General features: G+C 31.4%; 16 protein-coding genes. 9 read left to right on the top strand and 7 right to left on the bottom strand.

Translation table 11 applies throughout. The features are described from left to right. From lpdA to WC223_05250, 8 genes are all read left to right on the top strand, one after another. Positions 1–1,158: dihydrolipoyl dehydrogenase (gene lpdA / locus WC223_05285; protein ID MFA6923649.1), on the top strand; the 1,158-nt coding region annotated here is incomplete at its 5' end. A 275-nt stretch (positions 1,159–1,433) separates the two neighbouring features. Beyond that, positions 1,434–3,338, top strand: coding sequence for an asparagine synthase (glutamine-hydrolyzing) (gene asnB / locus WC223_05280; GenBank protein MFA6923648.1), 1,905 nt, complete (start codon positions 1,434–1,436; stop codon positions 3,336–3,338). 213 nt (positions 3,339–3,551) lie between these two features. Continuing rightward, positions 3,552–4,769 (top strand): glycosyltransferase, encoded by a 1,218-nt coding sequence (locus tag WC223_05275; protein MFA6923647.1) that lies wholly within the window; start codon positions 3,552–3,554, stop codon positions 4,767–4,769. A 71-nt stretch (positions 4,770–4,840) separates the two neighbouring features. Continuing rightward, positions 4,841–5,560 (top strand): polysaccharide biosynthesis/export family protein, encoded by a 720-nt coding sequence (locus WC223_05270; GenBank protein MFA6923646.1) that lies wholly within the window; start codon positions 4,841–4,843, stop codon positions 5,558–5,560. 19 nt (positions 5,561–5,579) lie between these two features. Further along, positions 5,580–8,123, top strand: a complete 2,544-nt coding sequence (locus tag WC223_05265; GenBank protein ID MFA6923645.1) for a polysaccharide biosynthesis tyrosine autokinase — start codon at positions 5,580–5,582, stop codon at positions 8,121–8,123. Positions 8,124–8,130: 7 nt separating this feature from the next. Beyond that, a complete protein-coding gene (gene rfbC / locus WC223_05260; protein MFA6923644.1) occupies positions 8,131–8,673 on the top strand; it encodes a dTDP-4-dehydrorhamnose 3,5-epimerase in 543 nt (180 codons plus the stop codon). Between the two features lie 12 nt (positions 8,674–8,685). Next, positions 8,686–9,756: an MraY family glycosyltransferase gene (locus WC223_05255; GenBank protein MFA6923643.1), complete on the top strand. Its 1,071-nt coding sequence runs from the start codon at positions 8,686–8,688 to the stop codon at positions 9,754–9,756. Continuing rightward, positions 9,753–10,778 (top strand): lytic transglycosylase domain-containing protein, encoded by a 1,026-nt coding sequence (locus WC223_05250; protein MFA6923642.1) that lies wholly within the window; start codon positions 9,753–9,755, stop codon positions 10,776–10,778. Before WC223_05255 ends, WC223_05250 begins: the two co-directional genes overlap by 4 nt. Here the strand turns inward: WC223_05250 and WC223_05245 are convergent. Both WC223_05245 and secDF read right to left on the bottom strand, forming a co-directional pair. Beyond that, positions 10,771–11,952 (bottom strand): TlpA disulfide reductase family protein, encoded by a 1,182-nt coding sequence (locus tag WC223_05245; protein ID MFA6923641.1) that lies wholly within the window; start codon positions 11,950–11,952, stop codon positions 10,771–10,773. The genes WC223_05250 and WC223_05245 overlap by 8 nt on opposite strands. A 60-nt stretch (positions 11,953–12,012) precedes the next feature. Next, positions 12,013–15,147 carry a protein translocase subunit SecDF gene (secDF, locus tag WC223_05240; protein MFA6923640.1) on the bottom strand — a complete coding sequence of 1,045 codons (3,135 nt, stop codon included), beginning with the start codon at positions 15,145–15,147 and terminating at the stop codon, positions 12,013–12,015. Between the two features lie 259 nt (positions 15,148–15,406). Here secDF and WC223_05235 point away from each other — a divergent pair, with 259 nt between their 5' ends. Beyond that, a complete protein-coding gene (locus tag WC223_05235; GenBank protein MFA6923639.1) occupies positions 15,407–17,671 on the top strand; it encodes a T9SS type A sorting domain-containing protein in 2,265 nt (754 codons plus the stop codon). Positions 17,672–17,838: 167 nt separating this feature from the next. On the opposite strand, the gene WC223_05230 is transcribed toward WC223_05235, so the two are convergent. From WC223_05230 to ftsH, 5 genes are all read right to left on the bottom strand, one after another. Continuing rightward, complete coding sequence (locus tag WC223_05230; GenBank protein ID MFA6923638.1) at positions 17,839–18,495, bottom strand: phosphatidylserine decarboxylase family protein; 657 nt, start codon at positions 18,493–18,495, stop codon at positions 17,839–17,841. Between the two features lie 3 nt (positions 18,496–18,498). Then, the gene (locus WC223_05225; protein MFA6923637.1) at positions 18,499–19,320 is read right to left on the bottom strand and encodes a phosphatidate cytidylyltransferase; all 822 of its coding nucleotides are present in this window, start codon (positions 19,318–19,320) and stop codon (positions 18,499–18,501) included. Further along, a complete protein-coding gene (locus WC223_05220) occupies positions 19,317–19,526 on the bottom strand; it encodes a DUF2007 domain-containing protein (protein ID MFA6923636.1) in 210 nt (69 codons plus the stop codon). Before WC223_05220 ends, WC223_05225 begins: the two co-directional genes overlap by 4 nt. Positions 19,527–19,667: 141 nt before the next feature. After that, positions 19,668–20,324, bottom strand: a complete 657-nt coding sequence (locus tag WC223_05215; GenBank protein MFA6923635.1) for a lactate utilization protein — start codon at positions 20,322–20,324, stop codon at positions 19,668–19,670. Positions 20,325–20,493: 169 nt separating this feature from the next. Continuing rightward, positions 20,494–22,467, bottom strand: a complete 1,974-nt coding sequence (gene ftsH, locus WC223_05210) for an ATP-dependent zinc metalloprotease FtsH (protein MFA6923634.1) — start codon at positions 22,465–22,467, stop codon at positions 20,494–20,496. Between the last annotated feature and the right edge of the window lie 4 nt (positions 22,468–22,471).

The following is a 22,471-nucleotide window of genomic DNA, read 5'->3' as shown; positions in this document are numbered from 1 at the left end:
TTCAAAGCTGTAATTTCACGAAGCAGAAATGTTGCCGATACTATGAGTAAAGGAGTTCAGTTTTTGTTTAAAAAAAATAATATCGAAATTATTAAAGGATTTGGAAAAATAAAAACGGCTAAAATTGTTGAAGTTCTTGATGAAACAGGAAATAAAACAGAAATATCAGCCGAAAGAATAATTTTAGCAACCGGTGCAAGAACAAGGGAATTACCAAACTTAAAACAAGATGGGAAAAAAATAATTGGTTATCGCGAAGCTCTTACGTTGCAGGAAAATCCTGAATCAATGCTCGTTGTTGGTTCTGGTGCGATAGGAAGTGAACTTGCTTATTTTTATAATTCAATGGGAACACAGGTAACTTTGATTGAGCTTTTACCGAATGTTTTACCGATTGAAGACGAAGATGTATCAAAACAAATCGAACGTTCCTTTAAAAAGGCAGGAATGAAAGTAATGCTCGAATCGTTGGTAGAACAGGTAAACATTGAAGGAGACATTTGTAAGGTAGTTGTAAAAACAAAAAAGGGAATTGAAAACATTGAAGCAGAAGTGGTATTCTCGGCGGTTGGAATTGCTGCAAATATTGAAGGAATAGGATTGGAAGAAGTTGGTATAAAAATCGAAAAAGGAAAAGTTGCTGTTGACGAATTTTATAAAACAAACGTTGAAAGTATTTATGCAATAGGTGATATTGTTCACGGTCCTGCTTTAGCTCATGTTGCTTCAGCGGAAGCAATAATATGTGTTGAGAAAATTGCCGGCTTAAATCCCGAACCTCTTGATTATGGGAATATTCCGGGATGTACTTATACAACTCCCGAAGTTGCTTCAGTCGGAATGACCGAAAAACAAGCAAAAGAAAAAGGTTATGAAATTAAGGTCGGAAAATTTTCATTTACTGCATCAGGAAAAGCTACATCAGCAGGAAACAGAGATGGCTTTATAAAAGTGATATTTGATGCAAAAACAGATAAATGGCTTGGTGCTCATTTTGTGGGAGCAAACGTAACCGAGATTATTGCCGAAGCAGTTGTTGCACGCCGCAAAGGACTTACCGCTCACGATATTATCAGAGCAGTTCACCCTCATCCTACAATGTCGGAAGCAGTGATGGAAGCCGTTGCTGCTGCTTATGGAGAAGCGATACATATTTAGAAAATTAAAAAGTACTAAAAGTGCCTTAAGTACTTAGAGTTGAAAAAATAATAGTTTAGGATTGATATATTGTTGGATTACTTCACTGTTAAAATCTTTGCGACTTTGCACCTCTGCGAGAAATGATTTATATTTAAAATTGAACGATAAATTCAATGTTCCTTATTTCACAAATTCACTACTTCATGATTTTACAATTTACTCAAATTTACCTATCTTCGCAGTAAATATTCATATTTTATCAATAATAAGATTATCTTTTAATTATAATATAAGTGTGCGGAATTACAGGAATAGTAGCATTTACCGATAAAGGCAAATCGCTTTTTAATAAAGTTGAATTATCGGTAAAAGAATTATCTAAAAGAGGACCCGATGGCAATGGTGTATTTAAGCATAATAATATTTCTGTAGGCCATGCACGACTTGCAATAATTGATACTTCTGAAATTGCATCACAACCTTTCACGGATAATTCGGGGAGATATACAATAATTCTTAATGGAGAATTTTTTAATTTTAAAGAACATAGAAAACAATTATCAGATAAAGGGTTTAAATTCCGCTCACAAAGTGATACCGAGGTTTTATTGCAATTATATATTAACGAAGGAGTTTCTTGTCTGGAAAAAATAAACGGTTTTTTTGCTTTTGCAATTTATGATAATGTTGAAGAATCCTTGTTTATTGCAAGGGACAGGATGGGAATAAAACCACTACTGATTTATCGCGATGAAGATAAATTTATTTTTGCATCGGAAATGAAAGCTTTGCTTTCTTATGGTATTCCTAAGGATATTGATGATGCTTCGCTATTTACATATTTGCAATTAAATTATATTCCAAATCCGCATTCAATTTTTAAAAATGTTAAAAAGCTTGATTCAGGTTCATTTTTAATAATCAAGAATCTTAAAAAGCCAGAAAATGCAGAAATTTTGCAAAAATATTATTATAAAATTCCTGAACCTTCAGAAAACACAAGCATATCATACAGTGAAGCACAAAATAAACTTGAGGAATTAATGAATAATTCTGTGGAGTTGAGATTAATATCGGATGTTCCGCTCGGTGTATTTTTAAGCGGAGGCATTGATTCTTCAATTATTACAGCGATAGCTTCCCAATATAAAAAAAATATAAATACTTTTTCCATTGGCTATAAAGATGAACCGTATTTTGATGAAACTCATTATGCAAAGCTTGTTTCCAAAAAATTTAAAACCAACCATACTGTATTTTCGCTTACTAATGATGATTTATTTTCTCATTTGCATAGTGCACTTGATTATATTGACGAACCGTTTGCCGATTCTTCGGCATTGGCGGTGAATATTCTCAGTCATCATGTAAGAAAGCACGTTACAGTTGCCCTTTCAGGTGATGGTGGAGATGAAATGTTTGCCGGATACAATAAACACAGAGCAGAATATTTCATACAAAAAAATAAATCTGCTTCAAAAATTATAGGACTCTTAAAACCATTCACAAATGCTTTGCCCCAATCAAGACATTCAGCAATTATCAATAAAATTAGGCAAATTAACAGATTTGCCGGTGGAGTTGCCTTGAATGCAAAAGAAAGATACTGGCTATGGTGTAGCTTTTCTTCGGAGAATAATGCAAAAGCATTAATAAGCAATGAATTAAATATAAAAGAATATTTTAAAAGAAAATCTGAAATTTTAAAACATATTGACAAAAATAACGTAAAACTAAATTCTATTTTATATACCGATATGGATTTGGTGCTAAAAGGAGATATGTTAACAAAAACAGATATGATGTCGATGGCAAATAGTTTGGAAGTGAGAGTTCCGTTTTTAGATTACAATGTAGTTAATTATTGCTTTTCATTGCCCGAAGAATTTAAAATTGTTCAAAAACATCAGAAAAAGATTTTGAAAGATACATTCAGAAAATATTTGCCCGAAGAACTTTATACAAGAAAGAAACATGGATTTGAAGTGCCTTTGCTCAAGTGGTTAAGAACCGACCTTAAATCAATGCTCGAAGATAACCTACTAAACGACAATTTTGTGAAAGAGCAGGGAATTTTTGATATTTCTATTGTTAAAAGCATGAAGGATAAATTATTTTCAGCAAATCCGGGAGATGTGCATGCACAAATATGGGGATTACTGGTATTTCAGTATTGGTGGAAGAAATATATGAATTAAACTTTATTTTGTTTAAAGTTTAAGGTCTAAAGTTTAAAGTCATGCATATTGAACTCCAGAACATGATAAGTAGGATTAACAATAAAAAAATATACATGCGAATTTCAAAGTTTTAAAATCTTTAAAATCGAAAACAAAATAAATTAAAGAATAGTAAGCTCAAATAACAAAAACTTTAAACCTTAAACTGTAAACTACAAACTTATTTTATACATGCCAAGAGTATTAAGAATATTAAATCGTTTTAATTTGGGTGGTCCGACTTATAATGCAGCGTATCTTACAAAATATTTGGAGCCCGAATTTGAAACAATGCTTATTGGAGGTGATAATGATGAAACCGAAGAAAATTCGGAATATATAGTTAGAAGTCTTGGGATAATTCCTTTTACTATTCCTGAAATGAAAAGGAGTATAAATCCTTACTACGACATTATTGCATATAGAAAAATAAGAGATATAATAAAAAGATTCAGACCTCATATTGTTCATACACATGCTTCAAAAGCAGGAGCACTCGGACGCAGAGCCGCATCATATATGAAAGTGCCCGTTATTATTCATACTTTTCACGGACATGTTTTTGATGCATATTTCAGCAGCATTAAATCCTCATTTTACGTTAATATTGAACGGCAGCTTGCAAAGAAAAGCACCAGAATAATCGCTTTGAGTGAAATACAAAAAGAAGAACTGGCAAAAAAATATAAAATCTGTAAACCCGAAAAAATTGAAGTAATCCCTCTTGGCTTTGACCTTGACAAGTTTCAGGAAAATATGGATTTTAAAAGAGAATCCTTCAGGAAAGATTATAATATAGCTTATGACGAAATAGCAATAGGCATAATTGGCAGAATTGTTCCTATTAAAAACCACATTATGTTTATCGAAGCATTGAAATATATTCTGGAACGCACAGATAAAAAAATAAGGGTTTTTATAATTGGTGATGGCACCGAGAAGACAAATATAGAATTAAAAGCAAAAGAATTAGGAATAAGTTATCTGGAAGGAAATTACAAAAATGAAAAGGCAATAATTACTTTTACTTCATGGATTAAAAATATTGACTATGCAATATCAGGAATGGATATTATTGCTTTAACATCATTAAATGAAGGAACTCCGGTAAGCTTAATAGAAGCGCAGGCAGCAAATAAACCCATAGTTACAACTGATGTTGGAGGGATTAAAAATGTGGTTATTCCCAATCAAACAGCATTTATATCACCAAACGGAGATGCCGAAAAATTCGGGGAGAATATGCTGAAATTGTTAGATGATGATAATCTTAGAGCTGTCTTCGGAAAATCGGGAGCGGATTTTGTTAGAAAAAAATATCACTATACATGTTTGGTAAATAATATGAAAAACTTATATTTATCGTTATTAAAAGAAAATGCGGATAAGATAAATCAACATAAAAAATGAAAAAAAGTTTGTTTTACTTATTAATACTGAGTTTTTGTATAACTTCCTGCAGGATATTTAATCCGAGCAAAATGTTGAGAACAGGAGTTGATTATCAATATACTCCTCTGCCAACAGATTCAAACCAGCTTTATAAAATTTCTCCCAACGATATTATTTCTTTTGCATTGTTCACCAATGATGGCGAAAGATTGGTTGACCCGGTAAATGGAACAATCGGAGGAAATACCTTAAATTTCAACAGAAATGATAATGGCGTAAATGGTTACGCTAGCAGCGGTGGCGGACTTACATTACAGGTAGAGTATGATGGCACTGTGAAATTTCCTGTTTTAGGAAGAATACAGATAGCCGGATTAACTTCCAGAGAAACCGAAAAAATGCTTGAAGAAAAATTTACTGTTTATTTTAATAAACCCTTTGTGCAAGTTCATGTCAGCAATAACAGGATTATTCTTATCAGAGGCGGTACAAATTCTTCGGTCGTGCCGCTATATAATTCAAAAACAACTTTATTTGAGTTGATTGCCCAGTCAGGAGGAATCGGTGAAGGAAAGTCACATAAAATTAAAATTATAAGAAGAACAAAAGAAGGCAATCAGGTTTTTCAGATAGATTTATCAAGAGTGCAAAATATTGACCAGGGAAACATAGTTCTTCAGGCAAATGATATTATATACATAGAACCGAGAGATAAAGTTCCTGAAGAATTTATGAACACAATTTCTCCTTATATGTCATTAATATCAACAATATTGTTAATTTATTATACATTAGGCGCAAAGAAATAAAATTAATTCTGTTTAAATAATGCTTAAAAAGAAATTATCAAATATAAACGACGAATTTGACCCGAAACTATTCATATTTATTTTCAAGAAGAGTATTTTTTGGATAATTTCTTTTTTTGTTATGGCAGGAGTGATGGCTTTTTTATACTTGAGATATACACATCCGGTTTATGAAGCCGTTTCCATTATTCAGCAAAATTCAACAAATACTGCAAATATTCTGAATGCCAATGATGACCAGAGTGGCAGTACCGAAAAAGACCTTGAATTATTGAGAGCTCCTGTATTTCTCAATAGAGTTTTTTCTAAACTGCCATTAAACATAAGTTATTATCTGAAAGGAACTATTCTGGATTTTGAAGCATACACAAGCACTCCTTTTAACGTGGAGGTTAAAGTTAAAGAACCTTCTTTATTCGGCAAACAAATATTTTTGAATTTTATTGATAACAGAAGATTTAAAATTGATTATGAATTAAATGGTAGAGTTTATAATCAGCACGGATTGGTTAATGTTTGGATGACATTTCCTCAAATAGATTTTAAAATCAGTGTTATTAATTATTCTGCCATTATTGAACAAAGAAGTAAAAATTTGAGTGATGATTATTATTTTATTGTTAATGACCCGCAAAGAATTGTAGCAATAAATTCTTCAAGGTTAAAAATAAATATTCTTAATGGCGCAGCAAAAACAATACAAATAAGTTTTCAGGACAGGAACTCAAACAAAGCAGCTGATATTGTAAATACTATTGCACAGGAATTTAAAATTTATGATATTGAAAAAAAGGCGGAAAGTGCTAAAAATATTCTTGAGTTTCTTGACAATCAACTCACAGAAGTTTATAACAAATTAAATGAAACGGAAACGCAATTGAGAGCATTTAAGAAAGGAAATATCATTGAAGCACTAAATAATAAGAATTTCTTTACTGGCAAAGAAATTGATACAAGCACTATAGATTCTTTTATTAATGATGTTAAAACTCTTGAAACAAAAAATATTCCCTTAAAAATTGATGACATAGAAAACAAGATAGTGAATATATATTATCAAAATGGTATTTTAAGTGAAATTGAAAATAATATAGTTAAAAATAAAGATGTTGATATATATAAGTTAATTGCAATTTTAGCAGGAAGCGATTTACAACAAGGTATGATAACAGGTATTCTGAATAATATTCAACAATTACTGATAAAAAAAGAACAAATTTTATATGATGTAACTCTTAAAAGCGGACAAGTAGAATCAATAAATTTTCAAATTGAAGTTCAGAAAAAACTACTCAACGAAACAATTAAAGCAATAAGAAAAAATAATGATGTTAAAAAGAAAGAGTTATTTGGTAAGATATATGAATATTATAAAATACTGAGTAAAGAAGTAAATCCCACCGATACTGCTAACGGAACCGGAATATTTCCTATTGAATATACGGTTTTACAAAGAATGCATTCCATTAATGAAAGATATTATGACCAGCTGGTTCAAAAGAAAGCAGAGTATTCAATTTCCAAGGCAGGATATACTTCAAATAATGAAATATTACAGATAGCAATGGCGCCTACTGTTCCGATTTCTCCCAATAAAAGAAATATTGTAATGGCTTGTATTTTGGCAGCATTGTTTTTTTGCCTTGCTGTTATTATTATAAGATATGTATTATATAATTATATATGCTTATTATCAGATATTACCAAATATACCGATATTCCTGTACTTGGAATGATTCCTAAATACAGAAGAGAAATACCTATTACGCAAATGATTGTTGATAAAAGACCTAAATCTTTAATTGCAGAATCATTAAGAGCAGTACGAACAAATCTTCAGTATATATCAAATGAGCCCGGCCCCAAAATTATTTCCATAACTTCTACCATATCCGGAGAAGGAAAAACATTTGTTGCAGTTAATCTGGCAGGAATTATGGCTTTCTCTGAAAAAAAAGTGATTCTTATTGACTCCGATATGCGAAAACCAAAAATTCATATTGGTTTTGGCGTTGATAATGACAAGGGACTAAGTACTGTATTAATAGGAAAAGACACTATTGAAAACTGCATCCGTCCAAGCTCTGTTGAATACCTTGATATTCTTACAGCAGGACCAACCCCTCCTAATCCCTCAGAATTAGTTTTGAGTTTAAAAATGGATGAAATTATAATTTATCTTAAAACAAAATATGATTATATTATTATTGATAATCCTCCTGCAGGACTTGTAACTGATGGTATAATTAATATACAGAGAGCAGACTATCCTATTTATATTTTTAAAGCAAATTATTCAAATAAAGCTTTTATTGAAAATGTTGACAAACTTGTTAATGAAAATAAAATATCAAAACTCGCTATAATACTCAACGGAGTTGAAATTTTAACTTCGGAATATGGTTACGGAAAGGGATACAAAAATTATGGCTATGGTTATGGCTATGGTTATGGCTATGGTTACGGATACGGCTATGGTTACGGTTATGGCTATTATGATGAAGATAAAAATAAAAAGGTAAAAGTATCGTTTTTGAAAAGAATTTTAGGAATAAAAGTTTAAAATCCAGATGAAAATTATTAAAACTTTTATATCAGATTTATTAATAATTGAGCCCGATGTTTTTCAGGATGACAGAGGTTATTTCTTTGAATCGTATAATGAAGAAGTTTTCAATAAAAACGGAATAAAATACAAATTTGTTCAGGATAATGAATCTAAATCGCAAAAAAATGTTATCAGAGGTTTGCATTTTCAAATTCCTCCTCATGAACAAGCAAAGCTAATTCGCGTTATAAAAGGGAAAGTTATGGATGTTGTTGTAGATATCAGAAAAAAATCTCACACCTACGGAAAATATTTTTCTATTGAATTATCAGAAGAAAACAAAACCATGTTGTTGGTTCCTTCTGGTTTTGCTCACGGCTTTGCAACACTGAAAGACAAAACAGTTTTTTCATACAAATGTTCCAATTTTTACAATAAAGATTCGGAAAGATGTATTTTGTGGAATGACCCTGATTTAAATATAAAATGGAATATAAATAATCCGGTTCTTTCCGAAAAAGATAAAAAAGGGTTAAAATTTAAAGATTATATAAGCTTATTTTAAAGTAAAGAGAATATGAGAGGATTAATAGAATTAATAATATTTTTTATTTGTGCAATAATATTTTCTTTTGTGATAAATGGTTTATTCCTGAAGTTTTCAAAAACTCTCGGAATAAGAAATAATAATGGAAATGAAATACGTTGGAGTTCTCAGGATAAACCATCTCTTGGAGGGATTTCATTTTATATTATATTTCTTGTTTCAATAATTTTCTGTTCGTTTTTCCACAAGGAATATCAATCATTCAATTTAAAATTTCTTGGTTTTTTCGTAGCTTGTACACTCGGTTTTGTCATGGGTTTGGCTGATGACGCTTTTAATACACGTCCGCTTCTGAAGTTTTTTACTCAACTTTTTTGTTCTCTGATTTTAATATTTACGGGAACATATATTAATATTTTTCAAAATGATTTATATAACTATCTGATAACAATTTTTTGGGTTGTCGGCTTGATGAATTCAATAAATATGCTCGACAACATGGATTCAATAGCAACGATTGTTTCAGTATTCATTCTTGTTTCTATATTGGTTTTGGTATTACTTCAGCACTTTATAATTGATGTATATGTATTATTGCTGATTGGAATTCTGGCATCTTTAATAGGGTTTTTGTTTTACAACTGGTATCCTTCAAAAATGTATATGGGCGATACGGGCAGTCAATTGCTTGGAATATTTCTGGCAGGAATTGGGATTGTTTTTTATTGGAATAATAAGGACTTTAACGGAAATGAAATATTTACAAAAAGAATTTTAAATGCGGTTATAATTTTTAGTTTACCGATAATAGATACCACTATAGTTGTATTCAACAGAATTATGCGAAAACAATCACCTTTTATTGGGGGAAAAGACCATACAACCCACAATTTGTTTTATCTCGGACATACTGAAAAACAAATTGCCTTTATTTTTTCTTTTCTTTCTGCTATTTCAGTAATAATGATGGTAATTATTAATTCCATAGCCAAATGGAATCATCTTTATATTTCTTTATTTGTATTATATTTAGTTTTTCTGTTTGGAATTTTATTTTACGTAACCAAGATGAAAAAGAAAAATCATATCAAAAAATCATGATTTCTGCGACATTCAAGGTAAAGACAAAAAGATTATTGTCGGTATTATTTTTATTGTTCGGTATCATTTTTATTTATAAACTTTTTAGTTTTTCAATAGAAAGAAAAGATGAAATTAAAAAATATGAAAATTATTTTCAGGATAGTTATAAAATATTTTCAGTTGAAGTTCCCGAAGAATTAATTTTTGCTGGCGAAAAAATTTCAACCGACAGGTTTGACATAAAAGAAGCACTCGACAGAGAAATGCTTACCAATGTTTACTGGCAATCGCAAACTTTATTAATGCTGAAGCGTGCAAACAGATGGTTTCCCCGAATAGAGCCGATTTTAAAAAAAAATAATATTCCCGATGATTTCAAATATCTTGCATTGATTGAAAGTTCATTTACTTATACTGTCTCTCCTGCCGGTGCTTCAGGATTCTGGCAGTTTATGAAAAAAACAGCACAAAATTATGGTCTTGAAGTAAATGAAGAAGTTGACGAAAGATATAATCTTGAAAAATCTACAGAAGCGGCTTGTAAATATTTAAAAGAAGCTTATGATACCTTAAAAAACTGGACTCTTGCCGCAGCATCATACAATATGGGAATTGGTGGATTGAAAAATCAGGTTGAAATTCAGAAAACATCAAGCTTTTATGATTTGTATCTGAACCTTGAAACATCAAGATATATTTATAGAATTTTTGCAATAAAGCTTATTTTTGAAAATCCAAAAAAATATGGATTTCTTTTAAGAAAAAAAGATTTGTATCCCGAAATTGAAATTCGCAAACTTCAGGTTGACACTCCTATATTTAACTTAATCAACTTTGCAGCAAAGCAAAATGTAAACTATAAAATTTTAAAAATGTTTAATCCATGGCTGAAAAAACCCTGTCTGATAAATAAATTAAGAAAAACTTATTTTATAGAAATTCCCGAAAAAACAAACTATTCCGATTTGCTCAAAAATATTCCCGAAGATGACCTGAAGTTTATTGAAGGTATCGTTGATACTATAAAAAAAATCAATTAGCAGTTTTAAAAATTTCTTCTAACTTTTTTTCAAGTTCTTCCCCAATCAAACCTTTTGCAATAATTTTTCCTTCCATATCAAGTAAATATGTCATCGGAATTGCTTTAACATCATATTGTTTCACAACAGAAGAATTCCATGAACTTAAATCGCTTACCTGAAGCCAATTTGTTTTTAAAACTTTTACTGCATCTTTCCATAAAATTTTTTTACTATCGAGCGATACTCCGTAAATTTCAAATCCTTTTTTATGGTATTTTTTATGAACCCTAATAAGATTGGGAACTTCGTTTATACAAGGTCTGCACCACGAAGCCCAGAAATCAATTAACACAAATTTACCTTTCAATGATGATAAAGAAATCATTTTACCTTTTATATCGGGAAGTTTTATATCAGGAGCATAAGCACCAATAGCAAGCTTTTGTTCCTTCATATATTCTTCTGTTTTTAAACGTTTTATTTCTGCTATTTTTTCATGATAAACTTTTATATGTTCTATTTTCGGATAATTTTTGGTTAAAGTGCTGTCAATTTTTATAAAATAATCATAGTCCTTCTGGGGTGTTAATAATCTTGCCCTTCCAAGTTCTTCTGAAATTGCAAGCAAGCAGGCAAGAGAATTTGTGTTTTTGTTTATAAAATTTTTAATGAATGACTGATGTTGATTAAATATTGCATACCACGTGGAATCAAGAGATAATTTGATTTTGTAAAAATCTTTTTCGTTTTGTTTTGCATTAAAAATATCTTTTAATGAGTCCATGCTTTTCAAACTTTTTTGCATTCTTACTTCAAGCAAATGAATCAATTCCGAACCTTTTGAGCCGCTGATTGTGTATGTTTGTCTTAATTTTTTTCCATCAGCTTTTATGAAAATATTATCTGTAGTATCAATTAAAAGAGTTATGGAATTTTTTTTATCCAATTTTAAAAGATAAAATCCAATTGCTTTGGTATTTTTTTTAAATAAAAATATACCATTGTTTATTGTAACCGAATCAACAGCAATTGCTGTATCGGGTTTCAGTTCAATCAATGAAATTATTTGTCCGTTTTTTACGTTTGCAAATTCACCTTTTATTGTAAAAAGGTTTTCTGCTCTTTTATTGTGATTGCAGCTGAAAAAAAATGCTGTAAATAAAACCAATGATAATAATATAATTTTTTTCATTTTTTATTTATTTTCAGACCTAACAGGTCTTGGATAACCTGTTAGGACTAAAAAATAATTCTAAATTTTATTTTTCAACTCTTTTCTTTCATCTCTCTTCAACTTATTCATGTATGTATCATAGAACAGAGGTGTTGCTATAAACAATGAAGAATAAGTACCTGTGATAACACCAATTAACAAGGCAAAAGCAAAACCTCTTATTACTTCACCGCCAAAAATAAATATTGCAAGCAAAGTAAAAATTACAGTCGCAACCGTATTTATTGTTCGACTTAATGTGCTGTTCAAGGCATCATTTGTAGTTTTCTTTAATTCCTGTTTTTTATGTAATCCCATGTATTCACGTATTCTATCGAAAATAATAACTGTATCCATAATTGAATAACCTACCACTGTTAATATTGCTGCTATAAATGCCTGGTCAATTTCCAATGAAAAAGGCAATATCCCATACAGCAATGAGAACGATGATACTATAATCAATGTATCGTGGAAAAGTGAAGTCAATGCACCGAAAGCAAAATGCCATCTTCTGAATCTTATAAAAATATATAATGAAATACCAATTAAAGAAAAGAATACCGCCCAGTATGCAGCAATAAGAATATCGCGGGCAACTGTAGGTCCGACTTTCTGAGAACTCATAATGAGTTTTTCTTTAAAAGTTTTGAAAGATACATTTTTGCCAATAGTGCTTTGTAAACCTTCGTAAAGTTTTTGTTCAACTTTTGTTTCAGAGTCGGTACTGGTCGAGTTTATTAAATATTTTGTGGTTATTTTAACCTGGTCGTTTGAACCGAATGTTTTAACTTCAGGTGCCTCGCCAAACGATACTTTTAGGGCTTCTCTCAAGTCGTTTGTTTTTACTTCTTTTGCAAAACGAACAACATAAGTTCTTCCACCTGTGAAATCAATACCATAATCAACACCTCTGACAATTAAAGATATAATACCAATAGTAATTATTGTACCTGAAACAAAATACATCAGTTTTCTGCTTCCGATAAAATCAATATTTACATTTTTAAATGCACCTTCGGTAAGTTTTGTAAAAAACTTAATTGGTTTGTTTAAGTTCAATCTTCTTTCAAAAACAAGCCGTGATAATAATAATGCTGTGAACAGTGTTGTGAAAATACCTATTATTAAAGTAGTAGCAAATCCTTTAACAGGTCCGGTGCCAAACACATAAAGTATGATACCTGTTAATAGAGAAGTAACGTGTCCGTCAATAATTGCACTGTACGAATTCCAGAACCCATCTTTTATGGCAAGCCTCACTCCCTTTCCTATTGCCAATTCTTCACGAACTCTTTCATAAATTATAATGTTTGCATCAACAGCCATACCCATTGTCAATACTATACCAGCGATACCTGGTAAGGTGAGGACTGCTCCAAGTGATGCGAGAACTCCCATAATGAAGAAGAAGTTTGCAAATAAAGCTATATTCGCAACCAAGCCCGCATTGGCATAATAGAAAATCATGAACGCCAAAACCAAAAGCATGGCAATGACAAAAGATAATAATCCTGCATTAGTTGCTTCTTTTCCTAAAGTTGGACCAACAACAGCTTCTTCAACAATTCTTGTAGGTGCCGGTAATTTACCTGCTTTCAAAACATTTGCCAAATCCTTTGCTTCGTTAAGAGTGAAGTTTCCTGTAATTTGTGAGCGACCGTTAGGAATTTCGTCCTGTACAACAGGTGCCGAATAAACATAATTGTCCAAAACAATTGCAACACATTTTTTAATATTTTCACCGGTCAGTCGTTTCCATATATTTGCTCCTTCGCTGTTCATTGTCATCGAAACCTCATTTGAATTGTTTTGCCCGAAATCCTGACGTGCATCAATTACAACATCGCCTTCTAACGCTGCCTTACCTTCGCGTCCCGATGCTTTTAAAGCTACCAATTCCAATACACCAGGCATTTCTTTTTCAGGTTTTACCATCCATAAGAGCTTTAAATCACGCGGAAAAATTGTCTTAATCTGAGCCATTTTTAGATAGCTGTTCACCTTAGCAGTATCTTTAATGGCAGCATATCCTACAACAGGTCCTGGTCGGGCTGAATATCCTTTTTCTTCCTGCATCAGAGCCGGTCTGAGAATTTTAAAAAGAGGATTTTCTTTTTCCCACTTTTCATTTTGCCCGAGTCCTTCTTTTTTCTTTGAAGTATCAACACCAAGTTTCTGGGCAAGTGATTTTCCTTTGTTATCTTTATTTGCATCAATTTTCTTTTTTGAAGAATCTGCTTTTGCATTTGCAGCAGTGTCTCCCGATAATTTTTTTAACAGCGAATCGGCTTTTGTACCTGTTATATCTTTATTTTCCAAAATATCTTTTAAGCGGTCATTTGCTTGTGTCAGGTAATTATAAATTTCTTTGTTTTCATAAGTAAGCCAGAATTCGAGTTTTGCGGGTGCCTGTAATAGTTTTCTCGCTCTTTCGGGTTCCTTAACACCAGGCAGTTCCACAAGAATTCTCCCATAAGTGCCAATTTTCTGAATGTTGGGCTGTGTAACACCGAAAGCGTCAATACGGGTGCGGAGAATGTTGAAAGTCCTGTCGATTGCTCCATCGGCTTCTTCGCGAACAATTTTAAGAACTTCTTTATTTGTAGTGCTGTTATTTATTCTTTCTTTTAATTCCATAGTCCCGAAAATTGAAGGGGAAGAAAGTCGTGCTTTCGGGTCAATACTTTCAAATGCCTGACCGAAAAGAGTTATAAAATCTTGCTGACTTACTCTCTGCATATCAACAGCTTTCCTTATTGCCTTATTGAAAGTGCTGTCCTGACTGTTATTACTCATTACACGAAGAATATCAACAACAGAAATTTCCATTGTAACGTTCATACCTCCTTTAAGGTCAAGACCAAGATTCAATTCTCTTTCCTTACATTCCTTATAAGTGTATTTTCTTATGAGCAGGTTGTAAACAGGTGTTGATGAAATTGAATCGAAATAATATTTTTCTTTAGCTTTCGAAATCGAATCATAATAATATCTTTCTTTCAGCATGTCATTTTTTGCAAGTTTTTTTGACATAACAGTTACATCCTGACTTGCAGCATACTCAGCAGCATTACTTTCTACTCTTTTTGTAATAAATGTGAATGATAGCTGATATATGCACACCAATGCAAGCAATATTGCAAATAATCTTATAGCTCCTTTATTCTGCATAATTTTAAAATTTTTTAATTTAAGTCCGCAAAGATAGAATTTCATTTATTAATTAGCAATTTTTAATTTTATTTACTTAATTTTGTTTAAATGTATTTATGGTTTTGTGATGTTTTATACTAAAAAGGTTAAATTGTTGAATTGCTGAATTGTTAAACCTGTTCCGAAAGCGAAGCTCATGAATATTTTTATACGTTAACTATAAATAATACATGTAAAATACTAAAACAACAATTTAACAATTAAAATTATTTTTATTTTGAAAAAAACATTTCTATTACATATATCTTTTATCCTTTTTACTTTACCGTGTTTTTCACAAAGGAACATTCCCGATTTTGGCTTTATAAGAAATGATAGTATTAAAGTAAAAAAAGATACGGTAAATTATTTTCGTAACCCATGGGTGGGTGGATATAATTCCTGCCAGTTTTCCGAAATTGATTTGAATTTTGACGGAATAAAGGATTTGATTGTTTTTGACAGAAGCGGAAACCGGCTTACAACATACATAAACAAAGGCACAGCAAATAAAGTTGATTATGAATATGCTCCCGAATATAAAAATTATTTTCCGATAATACACGACTGGATTCTTTTGGCAGATTACAATTGCGACGGGAAAGAAGACATTTTCACGTGTTCCGATATAACAAGCGGGGGTGTTGCCGTTTATAAAAATATTTCAGATACTATTCTTAAATTTCAACTTGTTGAACCACTTTTAATGGCAAAACAATACACTAATCTGACTGATATTTTTGTTTCATCGGGCGATATTCCTGCAATTAGCGATATTGACGGAGACGGTGATTTGGATATTTTAACTTTTCATCCATTGGGAAATTATATGCAGTATCTTAAAAATACCTCAAAAGAATTATACGGCAATTGCGATAGTTTGAAATATGAACTCGAAACAAATTGCTGGGGATATTTCAGAGAAGGTGATACAAGCTCTGCAATTGTTTTAAATCATACTTGTCCTTATCCTGTAAGTAGTTCTCTAAAATCAAATATTGATAGAAAACTGCGGCATACAGGTTCAACAACTTTAGCACTTAACCTTAATAACGATAATCTGAAAGATGTTATTATCGGCGATATTGCAAGCACAAATATTACTTCGCTTATAAATGGCGGAGAAGTTGGTAATGACAGCATGATTACACAGGATGCAAATTTCCCATCATACAATAATCCTTTGAAAATGGTTTCCTATCCCGGAATTTTTTACCTCGATGTTGATAATGACGGGTTGAAAGATTTAATTGTATCGCCCAATGACTATACGGTTTCCGAAAATTATAAAAGTATATGGTTTTATAAAAATACAGGAACAAATAATCAACCGGTTTTTAATTATCAGTGTAATGATTTTCTTCAAAACGAAACTATTGATGTTGGTGAGGGCTGTTATCCGGTTTTCTTCGATTATAATTGCGACAGTTTGCTCGATTTTGTTGTTGGAAATTTTGGTTACTGGGATTCGTCATACAGGTCATTCGGAAATCTTTATTCCTATTATACTTCCCAACTTGCTCTTTTTGAAAACATAGGAACAAAAGAAAATCCTGAATTTGAACTTAAAACACGCGACTTTGCCAGTATTTCGACACTTAAATTAAAAGCTGCATATCCTGCTTTCGGTGATTTGGACGACGACAGCGATGAAGATATGGTTCTTGGAAATTCTGACGGAAAATTATATTATTTTGAAAATACTGCAGGAGCTGGCAATCCCGCAAGTTTTGTTTTGCATCCGAATTATTTTAATATTGATGCCGGCGATTACAGCACTCCGCAACTTATGGATTTAAACAGGGACGGCAAGCTTGATTTAGTTGTCGGATGCAAAAAAGGAACTATTTCATATTTTCAGAATACGGGAACAATAACAATTCCTGTTTTTTCTTCGACTCCAACAAATAATAAACTTGGCAATGTAAATGTTACCGATTCTTTAATTACAAATTATGGTTTTAGCACTCCTTGTTTTTATGACGACAGCGGAAAATATGTGCTTTTCTGCGGCAGTTACGGAGGTTCGATTTTTTATTACAAAAATATTGACAATAATCTGAATGGCAATTTCACTCTTGTTGATTCATCATTTCTTAAAATTAATGAAGGCATGAAAACAGGAGTAACCTGCAAAAAAATAAACAATGATGCTTATCCTGATATGCTGGTTGGAAATTACGCCGGTGGTGTAAGCTTTTTCAAAGGAGTTAATCCTGCATTTATGGAGATAAAAGAAATTAAAAATAATTTTAATTTTACTTTTAACTTATATCCAAATCCTTCCAATAATATTGTAAATATTGCTTTTCCGCAAGTTTTTGAAAATGAAAATTCCAAAATTATTGTTTGTAATTTCCTTGGACAAAATATTTCTGAATATAAGTTATTCAATAAAAATAAATTTTCTTTTGATGTAAGCAATTTGCCGGAGGGAATTTATTTATGTGTCGTAAAAAGCAATGAAAGCAGCCAATGCAAGAAGTTTATTGTGAGTAAGTAAAAAATTGTTATAACTGACGGAGGCTCAAGATTTAATAGAAGCTACAGAAATACATATTACGTAAAACCATGAAATGTTAGGGATTAAGGTTATAATAACTTTGCTAAAGTTCTGTTTGTATAAATTTATGATTGTAGATTTTTATTTTTAAGAATATCCTTTAACTTTTAATTCAAACAAGCTATTTCAGTTATTCCGCCTTTAACTTTTTCATTAAGGGAAACTTTAATTTCAGAATTCAGAGGAAGGAGCAAATCAACGCGTGAGCCGAATTTTATAAAACCAAGTTCTTCACCTTGTTTAACGGTATTGTTTTCTTTAGCATAACAAACTATTCTACGTGCAAGAAAACCTGCAATTTGACAAACAAGAATTTCGGTGCCATCTTGTTTTTGAATAATTGTTGTCATTCTTTCGTTTTCAAGCGATGATTTAGGATGCCATGCAACAAGGTATTTGCCGGGGTTATATTTTACGTTTTTAACAATACCGCTAATAGGATATCTGTTTAAATGAATATTCATAGGCGACATGAATATCGAAATCTGCAAACGTTTTTCATTAAAATATTCTGTTTCGTAAATTTCTTCTATTGCCACAATTTTTCCATCAGCAGGAGATAAAATTTTATTTTCATTAATATTAACATTTCTTTTAGGGCTACGGAAAAAACAAATAATGAAAAGAGTTAATAATATTGATAAAAGAAGAATAATATTGCTCAAAATAAATATTTTGAAAACAAACTGAAAAATATAATTTGTTACAAAAAAATCAAGTATTGCAATTCCAATTATTTTATAACCTTCTTTGTGAATTTTCATTTTTTAAAATACAAACAATTTTAAGTAAATATAAACAAATGGAACAGCGAACAGTATTGCATCGAATCTGTCAAGAATACCGCCATGTCCGGGTATTATATTTCCCGAGTCCTTGCAATCAACTTGTCTTTTAAATGCCGATTCCACTAAATCTCCGAATGTTCCAAACACAATAACGATGATTGAAATTACAAACCAATCGTTAAAAGAAAGTTCTTTTAAAAAAAGTGAAACAATATATGAAGCGAGTAAAGCAAAAAATGCTCCGCCTATAAGCCCTTCCCACGATTTTTTAGGTGATATTCTTTCAAATAATCTGTGCTTTCCTAAATAAATTCCTGTTAGATAAGCAAAGGTGTCATAAGTCCACATAAGAATAAAAAAACCAAGTGGAATTTCATAATTATAATTTATTTTGAATGGAACGGGATTTGAAATGAAAACCAAAAGTGAAAATGGAACTGCAATATAAATATTGCCCAGCAATGTGCATGAAATATTTGTAAGCGGATTTTTATTTTTATACAATTCATAAATAAAAACAATTGCAATTAATAAAAATAAAATTAAAATTATCCAATTGTAATTTATACAGGAATATACCGGAAGAAACAATGTATATATTGTAACAGCTATTAATAATCCGGTTATTTTTTGTGGTTTGATTTTGCTTTTTTGTATAAGAACATAAAATTCCCAAACTCCTGCAACCATTATTATTCCTATAACTACAGCGAAAGAATAAAAGTTCCACAAAACAGAACAGATAATTATTGCAATAAAAACAAATCCGGATATGGTTCTTTTGAACAGGTTGCTCATCATTTTTGATTATCAATAATCTGTATGGATTTTAAAACATCATTTCTGTTAACAAAAAGTTCAATTGTTCCACCGAAAGTTGTTTTATAAGTTGAATCTTGTTTGTTAATAATAACGCATTGAATTTCATTTTCAGTTAAAATTGCTTTAATAATATCTGCTTTATATTCCAAAGGTGTTGAATAAACTTTCACCCAATCTTTTTCCATACAAAAAACAAATTGAAAAAATTAGCCGCAGATTCACAGATAAAAAATTATGACTGGATTTGGGAAAAATATTTTTATTAAAATCTGTGAATCTGTGGCGTTTTTATTTTTACAAATACAAAATATTATAGAACTAAAAAATCACTTCAACTGAAAAGTATCATCAATTAAAAAAATATAAAGTTCTTTTGGACCGTGTGCACCCATCACTAAGGTTTTTTCAATATCGGCAGTTCGGCTGGGACCTGTTATTACAGAAATTAAAGAAGGCAGCCGTGTACCATATTTTTCTTTTATTTTGTTTAATGCTTCTTTCAAATCGCCTACCATTTGTGATGTGTAAGCAACAACAATATGAACCGGCGGGAAAAAATTCAACCTTCGTCCCGATTGCTGGCGTGATGAAACCATTATGCTTCCTAATCTTGAAATCAAAAATTCACATCCTGTAATTCCCATATTCATTTCGCGAAATTTATCTTCAATATCATAAAAATATATGCCTTTTGCTGTCAGCAATCTTTTAATATTATCATCGGCACAAAAAATACTTTCCCATTTGTTTTGATTTATAAGTATGGAAATATTGTCGAGAAATCTTGTGATGTCTTCGCAATAAACGAATCTTCCTCCGGCTTCCACAAATCTCTGGGCAAATGTTACATCAGGCGGTTCATTATTATTTGAAACATAAATCGGTTTTTCAAAATCAATTTCAGAGTATGGGTTAGGTGAAGAATATATCAGAGCATTTCTAACTTTTTTCAAAACCTTTTCTTTGGAAGTGCTTTCTTTCATTATGTTAATGCTGTTGCTATATATGGTTTAAAATTTAGCTTTTGCTTAAATAAAATTGTTAAATTGTTTTATTGTTAAATTGTTATAAATAAACCGACAACAGAATAAGTAAGTTTAAGTTATTAAAACAACAATTTAACAATGTAACAATGCAGTAATTTAAAGTATATTATAATTTTAAATCCTTTTCCTCAACTTTTTCTGCTTCTTTTTTTTCTTCATCAAACGGACGTTTTCCAAATATTTCCTCAAGGTCTTCTCTGAAAATAACTTCTTTCTGAAGAAGTGCCTCAGCAAGAATAATAAGCTTTTCCTTGTTTTGAAGAAGTATTTCTTTTGCTCTGATGTATGATTCAGCAACTATCTTGCTAACTTCATTGTCAATTGTTTCAGCAGTTTTTTCGCTATATGGTTTTGTTAATGAATATTCCTGAGAGCCTGAAGAATCATAAAAGCTTAAATTTCCTATTTTTTCATTAAGTCCGAAAACCGAAACCATGGCATAAGTTTGCTTTGTAATTTTTTCAAGGTCGTTTAATGCGCCCGTTGAAATTGTTCCGAAAATAACTTCCTCCGAAGCTCTGCCGCCAAGTGTTGCACATAATTCATCAAGTATTTGTTCTTTGTTTGTAATTTGTCGTTCCTCTGGTGAATACCATGCAGCACCAAGTGCCTTGCCTCTGGGTACAATTGTTACTTTTACCAATGGATGAGCATATTTGAGCAGCCAGCTAACAGTAGCATGACCTGCTTCGTGATAAGCAATAATTTTCTTTTCTTCTTTTGAAATTATTTTATTACGTTTTTCCAAACCCGCAACAATCCTGTCAATAGCATCGAGAAAATCCTGTTTTTCAACAATTTTTTTATTTTGACGTGCAGCAATAAGAGCCGCCTCATTACAAACATTAGCAATATCGGCGCCCGAAAAACCGGGGGTTTGTTTTCCGAGAAAATCGGTATCAATTGTCGGGTCGAGTTTCAATGGCTTCATGTGAACAACGAATATTGCTTTTCTTTCTTCTATATCAGGTAATTCAACGTGTATCTGGCGGTCGAATCTGCCTGCTCTTAGTAATGCTCTGTCAAGGATGTCGGCGCGGTTTGTGGCAGCAAGTATTATAACTCCTGCATTAGTTGCAAAACCATCCATTTCGGTGAGCAGTTGGTTTAATGTGCTTTCTCTTTCGTCATTACCGCCTGTAAGCATGTGCTTTCCTCGTGCACGTCCTATTGCATCAATTTCATCAATAAAAACAATACATGGCGCTTTTTCTTTTGCCTGTTTGAAAAGGTCGCGTACCCGCGATGCACCAACACCAACAAACATTTCAACAAAATCAGACCCTGATAAAGAAAAGAACGGAACATGAGCTTCACCGGCAACCGCTTTTGCAAGTAATGTTTTTCCCGTACCCGGAAGACCAACCAGCAAAGCACCTTTAGGGATTTTCCCTCCCAAATCAGTATATTTTTTTGGATTCTTTAGAAAATCTACAATTTCCATAACTTCTACTTTTGCTTCTTCCAATCCTGCAACATCTTTAAAGCTAACGGAAACACTTGTATCTTTGTCAAAAAGCGTTGCTTTTGATTTTCCAAAGCTGAATATTTGTCCGCCACCAGTAGTTTTGCTCATTCTGTTCATTATGAATATCCAAATTAATACAAATATACCTAATGGTATTAGCCATGCTATTATCTCTCCTCCCCAATCTTTACGTGTTTCAGGTTTTATGATTATGGAATTTACTTCGGTAATGATTTTTTCTTTTTCCTGTGCGGTTTTATTAATTGTATCTTTTGCAATTATCTTATTTTGCAGGTCATTAAAGTCCTTATTGAAAATATCAATGTTTAAAAAATTTAAAATATAATGTGGTGGAGTTGGGTTAAAAGAATTATTCGTTGTGTTTTTTCCTGAAATATCTTTGAAGGCAGTATCTTTTAAACTTGCTTTTTTTATATAAATTTCCGCATAATCTTTATTAACAACAACAATCTTTTCGATGCTTCTTTTTGCAACAATTAATTCAAATTTCTGCCATGTTATTTCTTTTGTATCACTCGAAAAATTAAAATACTGAATACCCAGAAAGAACACTGCTATTAATCCATATATCCAGTAAATATTGAACCCCATCTTA

The organism is Bacteroidales bacterium (assembly GCA_041671145.1).
Taxonomy (GTDB): Bacteria; Bacteroidota; Bacteroidia; order Bacteroidales; family JAHJDW01; genus JAQUPB01.
Note: the sequence above shows the minus strand (reverse complement) of the source record. Positions and strands in the feature narration are given on the sequence as shown.